Origin of the sequence: Streptomyces sp. NPDC007896, from assembly GCF_042959425.1 — a bacterium.
Lineage (GTDB): Bacteria > Actinomycetota > Actinomycetes > Streptomycetales > Streptomycetaceae > Streptomyces.
The window spans coordinates 57,299-72,892 of the sequence record NZ_JBIBKX010000001.1; the positions used below are offsets into that span (position 1 = coordinate 57,299).

Genomic DNA, 15,594 nt, shown 5'->3' on the forward strand with positions numbered 1-15,594 from the left:
CGCGGGCGCCTGAGGGACTAACTCACCCTTTCGGCCGGGTGCTTGACCCCGCGGAGGCGTACCTCCGCGGGGAGCGCGGCGAGGCCCGCGGAGTCCCGGGCGTGCGCCAGGGCCTGCGTCGTCAGCAGATGCAGCGCGTGCCCGGGGTCGACATGCGGCTCCAGCAGGAGCTGGACCCGGGTCCCGGGAGCGCCGCGTCGCCCCGTCAGTTGGACCTGGGCTCGTTCGACACCGTCCAACCGCCCCGCCTCGTCGCCCAGTACGCCCTCCAGGGCCCGCCCGCGCAGCAGCGCCCCCTCGCCGTCGCCGGTGTCGACGAGCACCTCCGCGAGCCGGTGCCGCCGCAGTACGGCCGACAGCCACCACAGGCTGAGCAGGACGACGACCGCGAGAGTGGCGATGACGGTCGGCCACCACCAGCCCTGGTCCCGCCACCGGGTCCGCTCGGCGGCGCTCAGCAGCACGTCGTGCCGCCCGTCGTGGATCCACCAGGAGGGCGGCCGGGCGCCCAGTCCGACGGCGAGCACGGAGCCGCCGAGGACCAGCAGCGCGAGCCCGACGACTCCCAGCAGGACACGGTTGACGATCCTGAGCACCGCCCTCACCCCTTCCGGCCCGGGCGCGCGACATGCACCGACAGGGCGGGCGGCCGGACGAGCCCGAGTCCCCGGATGCCGTCGGCGAGCGTGGCGTCCAGGTCGGCCCGTACGTCGTCGAGTGCGCGGAAGTGCGAGACCGCCCGCACGTCGACCTTCCTGCGCCCCATCCGTACCCGGACCGACCGAACGCCGGAGACCTCCATGGCCCGGTCGCGCAGCGCCGTCGCGGCGGCGTCCCGGTGCAGCCCGGCCCGTACGTCGGGATGAGTGCGCCGCATCGGCAGGACGTCGCGCAGCCCCGGCGTCACCGCGAGGACGATCAGCCAGAGTCCGAGGGCCGCGGCGAGGCAGGCGCCGACGAGCACCCAGGTGTCGTCGAGGGGCCGTTCGGCGAGCTGCCGGGCGAGGGACCTGCGCCAGTGCGAGGCGGGCCGGTGGGCACGTACGGCCGCGACGTCGTACAGCAGGACGCCCGCACTCGCGAGGACCAGCAGCGCGACGATCCCCGCGGGGACGCGGCGCAGCGACCAGAACCGGCCCTGCCCGCCGTCCGCGTCGTCGATGGCGGGCGGCGGGTCGTAGTCGGCCGCGGAGGCGGACTGGCCGAGTTCGCCCTCGGCCGGTGGGCCCGCGTCCGTCTTCTCCAGGACGGGCATGCGTCGGGTGGTGTTCTCGGAGCCCTGGGGCTCGCTCATCGCGTCCTCCCCTGTACCGCGGCGGCCGGCGGTACCAGGTGCAGCCGCTCGACCTGGACCGTCACCTCCGGCACTTCCATTCCCGTCAACGCGTCTACCCGCTCGGCGACATGTCGACGCACCGCGTTGCAGCGGCCGCCGATGTCGCAGGGGTAGCCGAGTTCGAGGTGGACGCGGACGCGGGCGATTTCGCGGTGGACGACGACCGTCGCGTGCGGGGGCACGGCGTCCGGGGGCAGCGTGTCCAGGGCCTCGCGGGCGGCCTGCGCGGCGATCTTCGCCACGACCCGGTCGGCGATCCGGGTCGCGCCGCGCTCGGCCGGCTCGACGGCCGTCGGGGGCCGTCGGGTGTCACCGAGCGGGCCGGTCACGGGCGTCACCGCCGCCGGTCGTCGCGGGGACGGAAGAAGTCACCGAGGTCCAGGTCCCCTTCGAGGAACCGTCCGACGACGAACCCGACGGCACCCAGGGCGGCCACGAGCAGAAAGGCCCCGAAGCCCCCGAAGTACCCGGCGAAGCCCAGCGCCATTCCGGCGATCATGCCGATCACGGCCAAGCTCATGGTGCGCTCCTCAGCGGTTCGACTGCCGGGATGTCGTGGGCCGCCCCGCGGCCGGGCCGGTCACTGGAGCCGCGCCTCCGGCTCTTCATCTTCTTCCTCGGGAAGCTTCACATCACTCACCGCGATGTTGACCTCGACGACCTCGAGTCCCGTCATGCGCTCCACGGCCGCGATGACGTTCTCGCGGACGGCGCGGGCGACGTCCCCGATCGACACGCCGTACTCGACGACGATCTCCAGGTCGAGCGCGGTCTGGAGCTCCCCGACCTCGGCCTTGACGCCTCGCGAGACGGACTTGGACCCCCCTGGCACTCGGTCGCGCACGGCCCCGAAGGTCCGGCTCAGCCCACTGCCCATCGCATGGACACCGAGCACGTCCCGGGCGGCGAGTCCGGCGATCTTCTCCACGACACCGTCGGCGATCGTGGTCCGCCCCCGCATGGCGGGATCACCGCCGCCGCGCTTGGTGACCCCGGGCTTGCGGCTCTGCGGGGCTTCCTTCTCGCTCCCGGGGCTGTCCGTCCGGTTCTGCTCCGTCATGTCGGTCATCGCCGTACGTCCCTTTCGGTCGTCCTCTTTGCCCACAGTAGGTCCGGACGCGGGCTCGCGCGCCAGGGATGCGGCAGGCTGGAGCAATGACCGCGGATCGATGGACGCAGGCAGTACGGCGGCAGCTCGGGCTCGGGCGCCTGCTCCCGCTCGGGCATCCGCGCGACGGCGCCTGGATCGCCGAGGAGGCGGCCGAGGCGTTTCTGCGGCGCGGGGCGGCCGGCGTGTCCGGTGTCCGCCTCGGTACGCTCCGGATCGCCCTCGAGGACCCGGACCTGGTCCACGACCCCGTCGTACCGCCGCCGCCCAGCGCGCTGCCGCCCGGTCCACTGCGTATCGTCGCGGAGTTCACGGCCGGGGCGGACCCGACGGCCCCCGGGGTCGAGCCGCTTCCCACGACCGCGGCCCGCCTGCGCGCGACTCTGGCCGAGGCGGCCGTATCCCTCGGCCTGACGGTCACGGAGGTCGACCTGAAGGTGACGGGGTTGGGGGATGTCTCCGCGCCGCCGACCGCCGTACGCCACACGGCCCCGCGTACGACCGCCGTACCGACGACCCCCGACGAGGGTCGGGCGGCCACCGCCGCCCTGTCCGTGCCGGGGGTACTTCACCTGACGGACGTCCTGGGCCATCCGGTGCACATCGAGAACGTCCCCGGCACGGACCCCGCCCTCGCCCGCCGCCACGTCCGCGTCGAACTGGCGGTCGCCGCGACGGGGCGAACGGCGGACGTGGCAAGAGCCGTCAGAGCGGCGGTCGCGGACGCCTTGCCGGACACTCCGTCAGTGACGGCACTGGTGACGTCCGTCGAGTAGGGAGGACGGCCTCACTCCCCCAGACCGGCAAGGTCCCGCAGTCGCCGGGCCTGAGCCGCGCGCTCGGCGACCCGCTGCTCCTCGTACGTCCGCTCCTGCGCCCCCCGCAGCAACGCCTTGGTCTCGACGACCGCGTCCCGAGGCGCGGCCAACACCGCGCCGGCGAGGTCCCGCACGGCATCCTCGAGCTGGTCGAAAGGCACCGCGAGATTGGCGAGCCCCGTGCGCTCGGCCTCCTCGGCCGACACGAAGCGACCCGTGGCGCAGATTTCCAGCGCACGGGCGTATCCGACCAGGCTCACCAGCGGATGCGTTCCCGTCAGATCGGGAACGAGCCCGAGGCTGGTCTCGCGCATGGCGAACTGCACGTCGTCCGCGACGACGCGCAGGTCACAGGCGAGCGCCAGCTGGAAACCCGCACCGATGGCGTGCCCCTGCACGGCGGCGATGGACACGACGTCGCTGCGCCGCCACCAGGTGAACGCCTCCTGGTACTCGGCGATGGTCGCGTCGAGCTCGGCGTCGGCCCCGCGCGCGAGGTCGATGAACGACGGCTCGCCGTCGAACCCCTCGGGCGTGAACGCCTGCCGGTCGAGCCCGGCCGAGAACGACTGGCCCTCGGCACGCAGCACGACCACACGGACAGTGCCCGGCAACGACCGGCCGGCCTCCGTCAACGCCCGCCACAGAGCGGGACTTTGGGCGTTGCGCTTGGCCGGATTGGTCAGCGTCACCGTGGCGATCGCGTCGTCGACGGTGAGCCGTACGCCGTCCTTGTCGAGTACGGGGTCAAGATCCTTGTCGAGCGAAGCCATGGGCTGCCTCCGATGGGTGCGGTCGGATCAGACGCGTACCTCGTGAAGGACACGAGGAACACACCTAAGTGACTGCACAGTAACCACCCGGTCGATCACCCGACCGACCGGGTGGCCACCACCGAAGCCGATGGGGACGCCCGGCCTCAGGCCGAGGCGGCCTTCTTGCCCCGCGTCGCTCCGCCACGCCCTCGCAGCGTGACGCCCGACTCGCTGAGCATCCGGTGCACGAAGCCATACGAACGGCCGGTTTCTTCGGCCAGCGCTCGAATGCTCGCACCGGAGTCGTACTTCTTCTTCAGGTCTGCCGCGAGCTTGTCGCGCGCGGCGCCGGTCACCCGGCTGCCCTTCTTCAGAGTCTCGGCCACCCGTGCCTCCTCATGGGAAGTGCGCTCTGGACTTCTCATGATCACCCCTCAAGGGCTTCATGGCCACCCATTCGGCAAGGTCCGTGAGACACGGTTTTGACGACAGGAGTCCGTCCTCACAAACGGAATCACAGGGTCCGCGCCGCTCTGTCCGTACGACCGAACGGGTTCTTCCGCGAAGTGCCAGGTCAGCGACGCAAGACGGCCGAGCCCTTGGGAACAAAGGACTCGGCCGCGAAATGGATGTAGGACACACCTCGGTACGAGGAGATCTCACACAGATGATGGATCACGGATCGGCCGAATGATCCATACGCAGTGGATCAGTCATTCGATCACGTCGTGCTGACGGCAGCCCCGGGGCGGTCCGGGAGGCCGTACGAGGGCTCAGGCGAGGGCGACGAGGTCCGCGTAGTCGGAGCCCCACAGGTCCTCGACACCGTCCGGCAGCAGAATGATCCGCTCGGGCTGGAGCGCCTCGACGGCGCCCTCGTCGTGGGTGACGAGGACGACGGCGCCCTTGTAGGTGCGCAGCGCGCCGAGGATCTCCTCGCGGCTGGCCGGGTCGAGGTTGTTCGTCGGCTCGTCGAGGAGGAGGACGTTCGCGGAGGAGACCACGAGGGTCGCCAGCGCGAGACGGGTCTTCTCGCCGCCGGAGAGGACCCCGGCCGGCTTGTCGACGTCGTCGCCGGAGAACAGGAACGAGCCGAGCGTCTTGCGGACCTCGACCAGGTCGAGGTCGGGGGCGGCGGAGCGCATGTTCTCCAGGACCGTGCGCTCGGGGTCGAGGGTCTCGTGCTCCTGCGCGTAGTACCCGAGCTTGAGGCCGTGGCCCTCTATGACCTGGCCGGTGTCGGGCTGCTCGGCGCCGCCGAGCAGCTTCAGCAGGGTCGTCTTGCCGGCGCCGTTGAGGCCCAGGATGACCACGCGCGAGCCCTTGTCGATGGCCAGGTCGACATCGGTGAAGATCTCCAGCGAGCCGTACGACTTCGACAGGCCCTCGGCCATCAGCGGGGTCTTGCCGCAGGGTGCGGGCTCCGGGAAGCGCAGCTTGGCGACCTTGTCGGAGACGCGGACCGCCTCGAGGCCGGCAAGCAGCTTGTCGGCGCGCTTGGCCATGTTCTGCGCGGCCACCGTCTTGGTGGCCTTGGCGCGCATCTTGTCCGCCTGCGAGTTCAGTGCGGCGGCCTTCTTCTCCGCGTTCTGCCGTTCGCGCTTGCGGCGCTTCTCGTCGGCCTCGCGCTGCTGCTGGTACAGCTTCCAGCCCATGTTGTAGACGTCGATCTGGGCGCGGTTGGCGTCCAGGTAGAAGACCTTGTTGACGACCGTCTCGACGAGGTCGACGTCGTGGGAGATCACGATGAAGCCGCCGCGGTAGGTCTTCAGGTAGTCGCGCAGCCAGACGATCGAGTCGGCGTCGAGGTGGTTGGTCGGCTCGTCGAGCAGGAGCGTGTCGGCGTCCGAGAACAGGATGCGGGCCAGCTCGACACGGCGGCGCTGACCGCCGGAGAGCGTGTGCAGGGGCTGGCCGAGCACGCGGTCGGGCAGGTTGAGCGCGGCGGCGATGGTGGCGGCCTCGGCCTCGGCGGAGTACCCGCCCTTGGTGAGGAACTCGGTCTCCTGGCGCTCGTACTGCCGCATGGCCTTCTCACGGGTGGCGCCCGAGCCGTTGGCGATGCGCTGTTCGTTCTCCCGCATCTTGCGGATCAGGGTGTCCAGGCCGCGCGCGGAGAGGATGCGGTCGGTGGCGAGGACGTCGAGGTCGCCGGTGCGGGGGTCCTGGGGCAGATAGCCGACCTCGCCGGAGCGGGCGACGGTGCCGGAGGCCGGGATGCCCTCGCCCGCCAGCACCTTGGTCAGGGTCGTCTTGCCCGCGCCGTTGCGGCCGACCAGGCCGATGCGGTCGCCCTTGGTGATGCGGAAGGTGGCGGACTCGATGAGGATGCGGGCGCCGGCGCGCAGCTCGATACCGGAGGCGGAGATCACGGACAGACTCCAGGGCAGGGTCGTTGGCGGGGTGGACGGCTGAGGACGTTCCCGCCGTCTAATGCGCGAGGAGAATGGCCATGGGCCAAGTCTAACGGGGCCGTGCAACCACTTTTCCTGGGTGAGCGTGTCCGGCACTGTGACGCTCGCCCTGCCACGCGTTGCCCAGCGGCGTGCGGTGCGGGGTGATTCTGCCCAGGTCGTCGACGGCGACGAGCTCGGTGGTCCAGCTGTCGCCGGTGGCGCAGGGCTGCGCGATCAGGAGTGCCTCGCCGTGACGCAACGCACGTTCGGGGGCGAAGGAGCAGCCGTACCGGGCGGGCAGGGTCCAGCGCAGGTCGCCGTCGGCGATGCGGTAGGCGGCGACGCGCCGCGGGGTGATGACGGCGAGCATGCGGGCGCCCAGGGACCGCAGCACTCCGCTCGCCCCGTGGTCCGCGAGCCACCCGGCGGCCCCGGGAAGGGCTCGGTGCCAGCGCACGGCGCTGCCGTCGCCGCGCGCGGTGTCGGTGACCAGTCCGTCGTCCCACAGCGCGATCGCGTGCCCGCGCGCGGGGAGCACGGCCACCGGACGGCGGCCCTCGCGCGCGTAGGTCCAGCGGGGGTGGCCGGTCGCCCCGTCGTAGGCCTCGACGGCGGCCTTCGTGGTGCGCAGCGGGGGCTGTCGTGGCCCGTGCCCGTGCACTACGCGCGTGTGGGCGGTGAGGCGGTCTCCGTAGGGCGCGGGGCGCGCTTCGTGGGCCGCGGTGAGCAGCAGGGCGACGGCGACGGGGAGCAGGGCGCGGGCGGCGCGGCGGCGGGCGACGGTGGGGGGAAGGAGCCGGGGGGCCGGGGGGTCCGTGGTCGCCGGTGCGGACCGTTCCGCCTCCGCCGCCTCGACCAGCACAGCGATCATCTCGCCCCCATCTGCACCACTCGCCGCGCCTGGAACCTGTCCGGCCGTTCAGGCGCACGGATCAGGCGCATGAATCAGGCGGAGAGCCTAGGCGCGGGCGGTGGGAACGCCCGTCGGGACACGGCGGGCGGCGGGGGCGTGTCGCCCGTTCGGCCTTCCGCCCGGCGCCGGACCCGTGAGGGCGTACGAGGATGGCGCCACGGAGCGACGTACGCCGAGGTGCGAAGCCGTACGCGGAGGGTGGTGTGCCCATGCAGTTCGACGACGACGCCGACCTGGACACCTCCGATGTGCAGGATGCGCGCGGCAGTCGTATCCCTGGTGGCAGGGCGACCGTCGGGGGTGGCATCGCGGGTCTGATCGCCCTGATCCTCGGGCTGTTCTTCGGCGTCGGGCCCGATCAGCTCGGGCTGTCCTCCGGCAACGACCAGCCCGCGGTGACCACTTCCTCGCTCGACCAGATCAAGCAGACCTGCCGGAAGGGGCGGGACGCGAACGCCAGGGAGGACTGCCGGATGGTGGCGGTGGTCAACAGCGTGCAGGACTTCTGGGCGCAGGAGTTCGCGCGGCGCGGCGGTACGTACACGCGCTCGCCGACCGTCTTCTTCAGCGGGCGGGTGAACACCGCGTGCGGCACCGCGACCTCGGCGGTCGGGCCCTTCTACTGTCCCGGTGACCGCAAGGTCTATCTGGACCTGGGCTTCTTCGACGACCTGCGGACCAAGTTCGGCTCCAGCGGCGGGCCGTTCGCGCAGGCGTACGTGGTGGCGCACGAGTACGGGCATCACGTGCAGGACCTGATGGGGACGCTGGGCAGGGCCCAGAGCGGTGTCGCGGGCGCGAACAGCAACTCGGTGAAGGTGGAGTTGCAGGCGGACTGCTACGCCGGGGTGTGGGCGCACCACGCGACGACGACGAAGGACCCGTCGACGGGCAGGCCGTTGATCACGAACCTCACTCCGGCCGACATCCGGGACGGGCTGGACGCGGCGGCCGCCGTCGGCGACGACCGGATCCAGCAGGAGTTCCAGGGCCGGGTGACCCCGGAGACGTGGACGCACGGCTCGTCCGCGCAGCGGCAGCAGTGGTTCTACCAGGGCTATCGCACCGGCGACATGGCGCAGTGCAACACCTTCCGCTGAGAGCGCGGACGCGGCGAAGGGAGGACCGCGGACGCGGCGCGTGCCGGGCGGCCTCCGCTCTCCGGGGCGTTGTCAGTGGCCGGTGCGAGACTGGGCAGCGGGTGACATTCCGGCCCAGCAGGACGAGTTCCGGTGGGAGTGATCGGCATGGCAGGTACGGACGGCGGGCGCCCGAGCATCTACCCGACACTGCTGTACGCGGACGCGAACGCGGCGATCAGGCAGCTCACGGAGGCCTTCGGCTTCTCGGAGGTCTCCGTGTACGAGAGTGAGGACGGCACGGTGATGCACGCCGAGCTGGTCCAGGGCAACGGCGCGGTGATGCTCGGCTCCAAGGGCCGCGGTGGCGCCTTCGACGGCGCGATGAAGGACGCGGGCCCCGCGGGGGTGTACGTGGTCGTGGACGACGTCGACGCACACCACCAGCGCGCCGTGGACCACGGCGCGGAGATCGTCATGCCCCCGACCGACCAGGACTACGGCTCGCGGGACTACCTGGCCCGGGACGCCGAGGGCAACATCTGGAGCTTCGGGACGTACGCCCCGGAGATACGGGACTGACCCGGGAGCGCGGGGCGATCCGAAGGACAGGGCCTAGCTGCCTCCGGTGTGGACCTGGAAGGCGGCGCGGCGTACGGCCTTGGCGAGGGCCGGGTCCGGGTGGGCGGCGGCGAGCGCGACCAGGACCTGGACGGTGCGGGGATGGCCGACGGCGCGCACCTCGTCGAGGAGCGCGGGCACGGTGGGCTGCACCGCGGACTCCAGATGGCGCACGAGGAGCGGCGCCTCACCGTGGTCGGCGACGGCGGCGGCGGTGTCGACCCAGAGCCAGGTGGACTCTTCGCGGGTGAGGACCTCGTGGGCGTCCTCCGGGTCGTGGCCGTCGTGCTCGGCCAGCCACAGCAGGGCGTAGGGGCGCAGCCAGGACTCGTCGGCCACGGCGCGTACGTCGGGCTCGGCGGGGGCACCGACCACGCGCAGCGCCTCGAAGGCGAGTCCGCGGGTGAGGGCGTCCTCGCCGCGGGCGGCTTCGAGGAGTTCGGTGACGGCGCTGCCGACGGGGCGGGCGGCGAGCCAGGCGCGGTACTCGGCGCGGGCCGCGTTCGGGCGCAGCTGGGCGCAGCCGCGGAGCATGTCCGAGGCGGGCTGTTCGATGTTCCCGGCGGGGCTCTGCGCGGCGACGCAGATCTGCTCCAGCTTGACCCAGACCGCCCAGCTGCCGAGCGGGGTGAGCGTGGCCTGCCCGGCGGCGCAGGTGAGCGCGCCGACCGAGGCGAGCGCGTGCAGGGCCCAGTCGAGGAGGGGCGCGAGGGGGGCGTCCGCGATCTCGGCGGCCTCCGGGGCGGGCTCCGGCTGGGGGCCGTAGGGGATTTCGCAGCGCTCGGTGCGCAGTTCGGTGACGCGCTGTTCGAGGAGGTCGAGGAGCTGCTCCATGGGGACGGGCCCGGCGGAGAGCTGGAGGAAGGAGAGCACCTGGGGCATCGCGGAGACGACCTCGGCGACGGCGGACGCCTCGCGGTCGGCCGGCTCGGGGTGGGCGAGCGACCAGGCGTCGAAGAGGGCGACCCAGCCGCGCAGGACGGCGCTGTCGTCGCGGTTCCAGGCGCGCAGTCGCCAGCCGGGGCGGGCGATGTCGCCGTGCACCTCGACGAGGCCGGCGAGGCGTGCGGTGTCCCAGTCCGCGCGGACCTGAGCCGGGGTCAGGCCCAATTCCTCGGCGGCCCGTTCGGCGGTCGCATCGGCGAGGGTGCCCTTGCCGTCGGGGGTCGCGCCGTCGCTCCCCGGGCCGAGCGAGGCGTCGGCCCAGCGGGCGACACGGGCCGCGGCGGCGAGGCCGGTGCGGGCCATACGGGCCAGTTCCGCGGGCGGCGGGGTGCCCTCGGGGGGCCGGGGTGCGGGTCGGCGCGAGCTGCGCTGGGTCACCGCTCGGGGGGCGGAAGCCAGGGGGCGCGAGCGGACGAGTCGGAGCCTGGAGTCGCGCGGGTTACGGGACGTCACGGGTGCAGTCTTCCGGTTGACGGTCCGAAAACCCAAACGGAATGTCACAGCAGGCGACAGGGGTGGCCAATGGACAGGGTTCCCAGGGGGCTCGACACGTGTGAGCGAGGCCTTGCACGAGTTGACCGGGGTCCAACCGGAAGCCTTGGGGGGGCGGCTCCGCCGCGAGGGCGTGCGGGGAATGGCTGTGCGGTCTCTGTGGGGACTCTGCCCGGAGGGCGTCCGGGGGCGGGGTGGCTACATCAGGGGGGTCAGGAAGCGGCGCAGAGCCTCTTCGTAGTTCGGGGCGGCGTTCCACATGGCGCCGTGGGAGGCGTTCGGGACCGTGTGCAGGGTGACCAGGTCCGGACGGCTCTCGGCGAGGCGGCGTGAGGGGCCCCAGGGGGCGATGGTGTCGTCCGGGCCGTGCACGATCAGGGTCGGAACCTTGAGCTGGCCGGGGTCGGCGGCCTCCCGGATCCGGTCGCCGTGCAGACCGGTGCGGCCCTGCGCGGCACGGACCGCGAGGGGCAGCAGGACGCTGGGCGTGTGGCGGGCCGAGGCGAGGGCGCGCAGCGTGGCTCCCCAGTCGAGGACGGGCGAGTCCAGGATCAGCCCGGAGATCCGCTCGCGCAGGGCGGAGTGCGCGGCGGCGCGCAGGGCCATGGTGGCGCCGACGGACCAGCCGTAGAGGACGACCTGGTCGGCGCCGTAGCGCACGGCGTAGCGCACGGCGGCGTCCAGGTCGCGCCACTCGGTCTCGCCGAGGTGGCTGAGGCCGTCCGGGGAGCGGGGTGCGCCGAGGTCGCCGCGGTAGGCGAGGTCGAGCACGGGGAGCCGGTTGCGGTGCAGGAACTCCATCACGTTCATGGGGTGCTCGCGGGTGGTGCCGAGCCCGTGCACCGTGATCACCCAGGTGGTGCGGGTGCCGGGCACGAACCAGGCGGGCAGCGGGCCGAGCTCGCCAGGGACGTCCACGTCGGCGTGGTCGAGACCGAGGGCGCTGCCGGGGTTGCCGATGTACAGGTTGGGGGTGAGCCACGCCTTGTCACCGGTCTCCAGGGTGCCGTGGGTGACGCGTTCGAGGCGGCGTACGACCGTGTCGGCGGTGGGGGGTGGGGAGTCCAGGACGGGACCGACGACCGCGTGGGAGCCGTCGCCCGTGAGGCCGTACCTTCCCGGGCGCAGGGAGGCCAGGTCGCGGGTGAGCGTGATCCGGCCCGCGGCCGTGGAGTGCACGGTGAGCCGGGGCTCGGTGGGCAGTGGCCTGCCGGGCGGCGCCTTCAGTGCTGCGTCGCTGGCGAACCGGCCCGCCGCCACGGAGGCTGCGCCCGCGGCCAGGGCTACGGAGACGGCCGCGGCCGTCGCTTTGACAGTACGCACGGGTTCAGTCTCCCGGCGCGGCCCCCGGTCGGCCAGCGGGAGCGGGCGGTGGGCTCCCGCCCTGGGGTGCGCGGGCTCGTTCTCCGGCGCGGCGCGCGCACCGGCACCACCAGGTCGGTACAACCCGCACCACCGGGTCGCCGCACCGCGCCGGATCAGCGGGGACCGGCCCCGCCGCTCTGCCCGTAGCGCCCCAGCCGCTCCCCTGCCTCGGCCACCTGTTCCGGCGAGAGCAGCGTCGGGGACAGGCCGGGCACGGACGACGCCAGGAGCCAGACGCGGGACATCCATTCCAGTTGGGCGGTGCGGTCGAACGCCTGGGACAGCGAGGCCCCGTAGGCGATGGTGCCGTGGTTCTGGAGGAGGCAGGCCGTTCGGCCGGTGAGGGCCTGGAGCATGTTCTCGGCCAACTCCGGGGTGCCATAGGTCGCATAGGGGGCAACTCGGACCGGTCCGCCGAGGGCGCCCGCCATGTAGTGGATCAGGGGGAGCTCGGGGACGAGGGCCGAGACGGCCGTCGCGTGCGCGGCGTGGGTGTGGACGACGGCCCGCGCGTCCGTGGCGCGGTGGATCGCGAGGTGCATCGGCAGTTCGCTCGTCGCAGCGAGCGAACCGAGGACCTGCCGGCCCTCGAGGTCCACACCGACGGCGTCTTCGGGCCTCAGCCGGTCGTAGGGCACTCCCGTCGGTGTGACCAGGACCGTGTCGCCGACCCGGACGGAGAGGTTGCCCGACGTACCGACGACCAGACCGTCGGCCACCGTCCGGCGGGCCGTCGCGACGAGCTCGTCCCACGCGGCCGCCACTTCCCGCTCGCGCGCGCCCGGCGCGCTCTCCCCCACGTCCCGCACTTCCCGTGCGTCCCGCCGCTGCTCAGCCATGCGGTGATCCTGCCAGGCAGGGACGTCAACCCGCTGTCGGCGAGGGCACTTTAGGGCGGAAGACAAGCGTCCGTAAGGCTGCATAGCGGGACATATCACCCTGCTGGGGTGATTGGCTGGCGATCGACGGGCTTTCAACGATCTTCCAATAGCCTCTGGAGGATTTGTCACGCACGTCGCCATTCCGGGGGGAAACATGGCTCGTGACCACAAACCACTCCTTCGTCGTGCCCGCGTCCTCGCGGCGGCGGCCGCCGTGGCGGCGCTCACCGCCGCGGGGACCGTCCTCGCCGGGGCCCAAGTCGCCGCGGCGGCCAAACCCAAGGGCCACGACGTCTCCTCGCACCAGAAGAACGTCGACTGGCAGAGCGCGAAGGCGAAGGGCGCCCGGTTCGTCTATGTGAAGGCGACCGAGTCCCACACGTACCGCAATCCGTACTTCGCCCGGCAGTACGACGGGGCGCGCGACGCGGGGATCCTGCGCGGCGCCTACCACTTCGCGGTGCCGGACAAGTCGTCCGGCGCCACCCAGGCCGCGTACTTCGTTCGCAACGGCGGTGCCTGGCGCGCGGACGGCTGGACACTGCCGCCCGCACTCGACATGGAGTACAACCCGTACGACAAGAAGCACAAGTGCTACGGCCTGAGCAAGGCCAGGATCGTGAGCTGGATCCAGGCGTTCAGCGACGAACTCGAACGGGAGACCGGCCGCCGTCCGGTCATCTACACGACCACCCACTGGTGGAACACCTGCACCGGCGGCAGCGGCGCCTTCGCCGAGAACCACGCCCTGTGGCTCGCCCGCTACGACTCCGCGGACACGGGCGCGTTGCCGGCCGGCTGGTCGACGTGGACGTTCTGGCAGTACGACAACAGCGGCACGCTCCCGGGTGACCAGAATCTCTTCAACGGATCCATGACCCGGCTCAAGCAGTTCGCCACCGGCTAGAAGCCCTCGAACACCCCCCGCCGGAACCCGAAATTCCGCCTCCGTTCGAACATCTGGTAAGTCATCGGGCCGCCACTCCCGCACACTGGTCATCACAAGCGGAGGGGCGGTCCACCGTTTGAGACACCCCAGCGCCCGCCCCAGTTCATCTTCCGTTCACTCAGGTTGCCTACGGTCCACCTGCCACTGACGCCAAACAGAAGCCTGGGTAAATGGAACACATCACGCTCCTCCTCGGAATCGTGATCGTCACCGCTCTCGTGTTCGATTTCACGAACGGTTTCCACGACACTGCCAACGCGATGGCGACCACCATCTCGACCGGCGCTCTGAAGCCCAAGACGGCGGTGGCCATGTCCGCCGTGCTGAACCTGGTCGGCGCGTTCCTCTCCGTGGAGGTCGCCAAGACGATCTCCGGCGGGATCATCAACGAAGAGGGCATACGCGTCCAAGTGATCTTCGCGGCGCTCGTCGGCGCCATCCTCTGGAATCTGCTGACCTGGCTTCTGGGTCTGCCCTCCAGTTCCTCCCACGCACTGTTCGGCGGCCTGATCGGCGCCGCGGTCATGTCGGCCGGCTGGTCGTCGGTGAACGGCTCGACCGTCGTCACCAAGGTGCTGATCCCCGCGGTCGCCGCGCCCATCGTGGCCGGACTCGCCGCGATGCTGGCCACCCGGCTGACGTACCGGATCGGCAACCGCGCCGACGAGAAGGCGACCGCCAAGGGCTACCGCGCCGGCCAGATCGCCTCCGCCGGCCTGGTCTCCCTGGCGCACGGCACGAACGACGCCCAGAAGACGATGGGCATCATCACCCTCGCGCTGGTCACCGGCGGCGTCATCGCCCCGGGCTCGAACCCCCCGCTGTGGGTCATCGTCTCGGCCGGTACGGCCATCGCGCTCGGCACCTACCTGGGCGGCTGGCGCATCATCCGCACCATGGGCAAGGGCCTCACGGACCTCGCGCCGCCGCAGGGCTTCGCCGCCCAGACCAGCGCCGCGACGGCCATCCTGGCCTCCTCGCACATCGGCTTCTCCCTCTCCACCACCCAGGTCTGCTCCGGCGCCGTGATGGGCTCGGGCATCGGCCGCAAGGGCGGCGTGGTCCGCTGGTCGACCGCGACCCGGATGTTCGTCGCCTGGGGCCTGACCCTGCCGGCCGCCGGTCTGGCCGGCGCCTCCGCCGAGTTCCTGACCAAGCAGGGCACCTGGGGCATCGTCCTCACCGGCGCGCTGCTCGTCGCCGGCGCCGGCACCATCTGGAAGCTCTCCCGCCGCCAGCCGGTCACCGTCGACAACGTCAACGACGTCGACGCCGAGCCCGCGGGCGTCGTCACCGCCGCGATCGCCGCCGTCACCCCGCCGCCCGCGGGCCCCGTCACCGGCGACCTGTCCGGCGACCTGAAGACCACCATCCCGTCCCCGGACGCGGAGCCCACCCGCCCGGCCACGGTGTAAGGACAGAACAGCATGCACATCGACTGGGCAGCCCTCGGCTCCGTCTTCGGAGTCAGCCTCGTGACCACCGTCGGCCTTGTCGGCCTCTTCACCCTCGGCATCGTCGGCCTCTCCAAGCGCGAGTCCGCGTCCGCCCAGGGCGGCTCCGCGACCCTCGCGGTCACCGGCGCGTACGTCTGCTTCGCGGCGTGCGCCGCGGCGGTGGCGTACGGCATCTTCCTGATCGTCGGCAAGTAGCGCAAAACGGGCACCACTTCGCGTGGGGTGCGGGACGGATCACCGTCCCGCACCCCACCTGTATGTGGGCCTTCGCACACTCTCCCCGCGCAGGTCAACAGCAAGTTGACGGGTCTTCCAACCCGTGGTGGACTGCCGGAGCCAAGTACGGCGACAGAAGAGGAAGCCGGTGTGAATCCGGCGCGGTCCCGCCACTGTGACCGGGGAAGGAACTCCCCGGGAGCCAGGAACTCTCCCCGCCGGTCTCGTCGAACCAGGGCGTGGACACCCTGAGTGAGGACATA

The 15,594-nt window shown here is 72.0% G+C and carries 18 protein-coding genes and 1 riboswitch; of the genes, 6 read left to right on the top strand and 12 right to left on the bottom strand.

Annotation, left to right across the window (positions count from 1 at the left end):
* Window positions 1–17 precede the first annotated feature (17 nt).
* Genes amaP through ACFZDJ_RS00305 form a run of 5 tightly spaced genes read right to left on the bottom strand, consistent with a single transcriptional unit; the run spans window position 18 to window position 2,405 of the window.
* The gene (gene amaP / locus ACFZDJ_RS00285; RefSeq protein ID WP_391055009.1) at window positions 18–605 is read right to left on the bottom strand and encodes an alkaline shock response membrane anchor protein AmaP; all 588 of its coding nucleotides are present in this window, start codon (window positions 603–605) and stop codon (window positions 18–20) included.
* Entirely contained in the window at window positions 602–1,294 is a 693-nt protein-coding gene (locus ACFZDJ_RS00290) for a DUF6286 domain-containing protein (RefSeq protein ID WP_391055012.1), read from the bottom strand. The genes amaP and ACFZDJ_RS00290 overlap by 4 nt, the downstream gene beginning before the upstream one ends.
* Complete coding sequence (locus tag ACFZDJ_RS00295) at window positions 1,291–1,674, bottom strand: Asp23/Gls24 family envelope stress response protein (protein WP_391055015.1); 384 nt, start codon at window positions 1,672–1,674, stop codon at window positions 1,291–1,293. Before ACFZDJ_RS00295 ends, ACFZDJ_RS00290 begins: the two co-directional genes overlap by 4 nt.
* Window positions 1,671–1,856 (bottom strand): hypothetical protein, encoded by a 186-nt coding sequence (locus ACFZDJ_RS00300; protein WP_054232254.1) that lies wholly within the window; start codon window positions 1,854–1,856, stop codon window positions 1,671–1,673. The genes ACFZDJ_RS00295 and ACFZDJ_RS00300 overlap by 4 nt, the downstream gene beginning before the upstream one ends.
* Window positions 1,857–1,916: 60 nt before the next feature.
* Entirely contained in the window at window positions 1,917–2,405 is a 489-nt protein-coding gene (locus ACFZDJ_RS00305; RefSeq protein ID WP_101405911.1) for an Asp23/Gls24 family envelope stress response protein, read from the bottom strand.
* A gap of 86 nt (window positions 2,406–2,491) precedes the next feature.
* On the opposite strand from ACFZDJ_RS00305, the gene ACFZDJ_RS00310 reads away from it, so the two are divergent.
* Complete coding sequence (locus ACFZDJ_RS00310) at window positions 2,492–3,220, top strand: nucleopolyhedrovirus P10 family protein (protein WP_391055018.1); 729 nt, start codon at window positions 2,492–2,494, stop codon at window positions 3,218–3,220.
* An 11-nt stretch (window positions 3,221–3,231) separates the two neighbouring features.
* Here ACFZDJ_RS00310 and ACFZDJ_RS00315 read toward each other — a convergent pair whose 3' ends face one another.
* The 4 genes from ACFZDJ_RS00315 to ACFZDJ_RS00330 all read right to left on the bottom strand — a co-directional run bounded on the left by ACFZDJ_RS00315 (window position 3,232) and on the right by ACFZDJ_RS00330 (window position 7,284).
* Window positions 3,232–4,035, bottom strand: coding sequence for an enoyl-CoA hydratase-related protein (locus ACFZDJ_RS00315; RefSeq protein ID WP_391055021.1), 804 nt, complete (start codon window positions 4,033–4,035; stop codon window positions 3,232–3,234).
* A gap of 146 nt (window positions 4,036–4,181) precedes the next feature.
* A complete protein-coding gene (locus tag ACFZDJ_RS00320) occupies window positions 4,182–4,403 on the bottom strand; it encodes a helix-turn-helix domain-containing protein (protein ID WP_006123601.1) in 222 nt (73 codons plus the stop codon).
* Between the two features lie 387 nt (window positions 4,404–4,790).
* Entirely contained in the window at window positions 4,791–6,389 is a 1,599-nt protein-coding gene (locus ACFZDJ_RS00325; RefSeq protein ID WP_054232258.1) for an ABC-F family ATP-binding cassette domain-containing protein, read from the bottom strand.
* Window positions 6,390–6,480: 91 nt separating this feature from the next.
* Window positions 6,481–7,284 carry a hypothetical protein gene (locus tag ACFZDJ_RS00330; RefSeq protein ID WP_390928525.1) on the bottom strand — a complete coding sequence of 268 codons (804 nt, stop codon included), beginning with the start codon at window positions 7,282–7,284 and terminating at the stop codon, window positions 6,481–6,483.
* A 251-nt stretch (window positions 7,285–7,535) separates the two neighbouring features.
* Here ACFZDJ_RS00330 and ACFZDJ_RS00335 point away from each other — a divergent pair, with 251 nt between their 5' ends.
* Window positions 7,536–8,426: a neutral zinc metallopeptidase gene (locus ACFZDJ_RS00335; protein ID WP_390928720.1), complete on the top strand. Its 891-nt coding sequence runs from the start codon at window positions 7,536–7,538 to the stop codon at window positions 8,424–8,426.
* Between the two features lie 147 nt (window positions 8,427–8,573).
* Window positions 8,574–8,987, top strand: coding sequence for a VOC family protein (locus ACFZDJ_RS00340; protein WP_391055024.1), 414 nt, complete (start codon window positions 8,574–8,576; stop codon window positions 8,985–8,987).
* Window positions 8,988–9,020: 33 nt separating this feature from the next.
* Here the strand turns inward: ACFZDJ_RS00340 and ACFZDJ_RS00345 are convergent, their stop codons facing one another.
* From ACFZDJ_RS00345 to ACFZDJ_RS00355, 3 genes are all read right to left on the bottom strand, one after another.
* On the bottom strand, window positions 9,021–10,424 hold the full coding sequence (locus tag ACFZDJ_RS00345) for a hypothetical protein (protein ID WP_180362570.1): 1,404 nt from the start codon (window positions 10,422–10,424) through the stop codon (window positions 9,021–9,023).
* Between the two features lie 237 nt (window positions 10,425–10,661).
* Complete coding sequence (locus ACFZDJ_RS00350; protein ID WP_384906113.1) at window positions 10,662–11,786, bottom strand: alpha/beta hydrolase family protein; 1,125 nt, start codon at window positions 11,784–11,786, stop codon at window positions 10,662–10,664.
* A 155-nt stretch (window positions 11,787–11,941) separates the two neighbouring features.
* Window positions 11,942–12,667: a class II aldolase/adducin family protein gene (locus tag ACFZDJ_RS00355; protein ID WP_390928524.1), complete on the bottom strand. Its 726-nt coding sequence runs from the start codon at window positions 12,665–12,667 to the stop codon at window positions 11,942–11,944.
* Between the two features lie 196 nt (window positions 12,668–12,863).
* Between ACFZDJ_RS00355 and ACFZDJ_RS00360 the strand changes: the two genes are divergently transcribed.
* From ACFZDJ_RS00360 to ACFZDJ_RS00370, 3 genes are all read left to right on the top strand, one after another.
* Entirely contained in the window at window positions 12,864–13,616 is a 753-nt protein-coding gene (locus ACFZDJ_RS00360; RefSeq protein WP_391055027.1) for a GH25 family lysozyme, read from the top strand.
* A gap of 212 nt (window positions 13,617–13,828) precedes the next feature.
* Window positions 13,829–15,073: an inorganic phosphate transporter gene (locus ACFZDJ_RS00365; protein ID WP_101405904.1), complete on the top strand. Its 1,245-nt coding sequence runs from the start codon at window positions 13,829–13,831 to the stop codon at window positions 15,071–15,073.
* A 12-nt stretch (window positions 15,074–15,085) separates the two neighbouring features.
* Entirely contained in the window at window positions 15,086–15,310 is a 225-nt protein-coding gene (locus ACFZDJ_RS00370; protein ID WP_054232266.1) for a hypothetical protein, read from the top strand.
* Between the two features lie 111 nt (window positions 15,311–15,421).
* Window positions 15,422–15,564: riboswitch (cobalamin riboswitch) on the top strand.
* Window positions 15,565–15,594: the final 30 nt, after the last annotated feature.

Coding starts and splice junctions, on each gene's coding strand:
- ACFZDJ_RS00330 (WP_390928525.1), bottom strand. CDS start 7,284: ATGATCGCTGTGCTGGTCGAGGCGGCGGAGGCGGAACGGTCCGCACCG.
- ACFZDJ_RS00335 (WP_390928720.1), top strand. CDS start 7,536: ATGCAGTTCGACGACGACGCCGACCTGGACACCTCCGATGTGCAGGAT.
- ACFZDJ_RS00340 (WP_391055024.1), top strand. CDS start 8,574: ATGGCAGGTACGGACGGCGGGCGCCCGAGCATCTACCCGACACTGCTG.
- ACFZDJ_RS00315 (WP_391055021.1), bottom strand. CDS start 4,035: ATGGCTTCGCTCGACAAGGATCTTGACCCCGTACTCGACAAGGACGGC.
- ACFZDJ_RS00355 (WP_390928524.1), bottom strand. CDS start 12,667: ATGGCTGAGCAGCGGCGGGACGCACGGGAAGTGCGGGACGTGGGGGAG.
- ACFZDJ_RS00370 (WP_054232266.1), top strand. CDS start 15,086: ATGCACATCGACTGGGCAGCCCTCGGCTCCGTCTTCGGAGTCAGCCTC.
- ACFZDJ_RS00290 (WP_391055012.1), bottom strand. CDS start 1,294: ATGAGCGAGCCCCAGGGCTCCGAGAACACCACCCGACGCATGCCCGTC.
- ACFZDJ_RS00300 (WP_054232254.1), bottom strand. CDS start 1,856: ATGAGCTTGGCCGTGATCGGCATGATCGCCGGAATGGCGCTGGGCTTC.
- ACFZDJ_RS00310 (WP_391055018.1), top strand. CDS start 2,492: ATGACCGCGGATCGATGGACGCAGGCAGTACGGCGGCAGCTCGGGCTC.
- ACFZDJ_RS00305 (WP_101405911.1), bottom strand. CDS start 2,405: ATGACCGACATGACGGAGCAGAACCGGACGGACAGCCCCGGGAGCGAG.
- ACFZDJ_RS00360 (WP_391055027.1), top strand. CDS start 12,864: ATGGCTCGTGACCACAAACCACTCCTTCGTCGTGCCCGCGTCCTCGCG.
- ACFZDJ_RS00365 (WP_101405904.1), top strand. CDS start 13,829: ATGGAACACATCACGCTCCTCCTCGGAATCGTGATCGTCACCGCTCTC.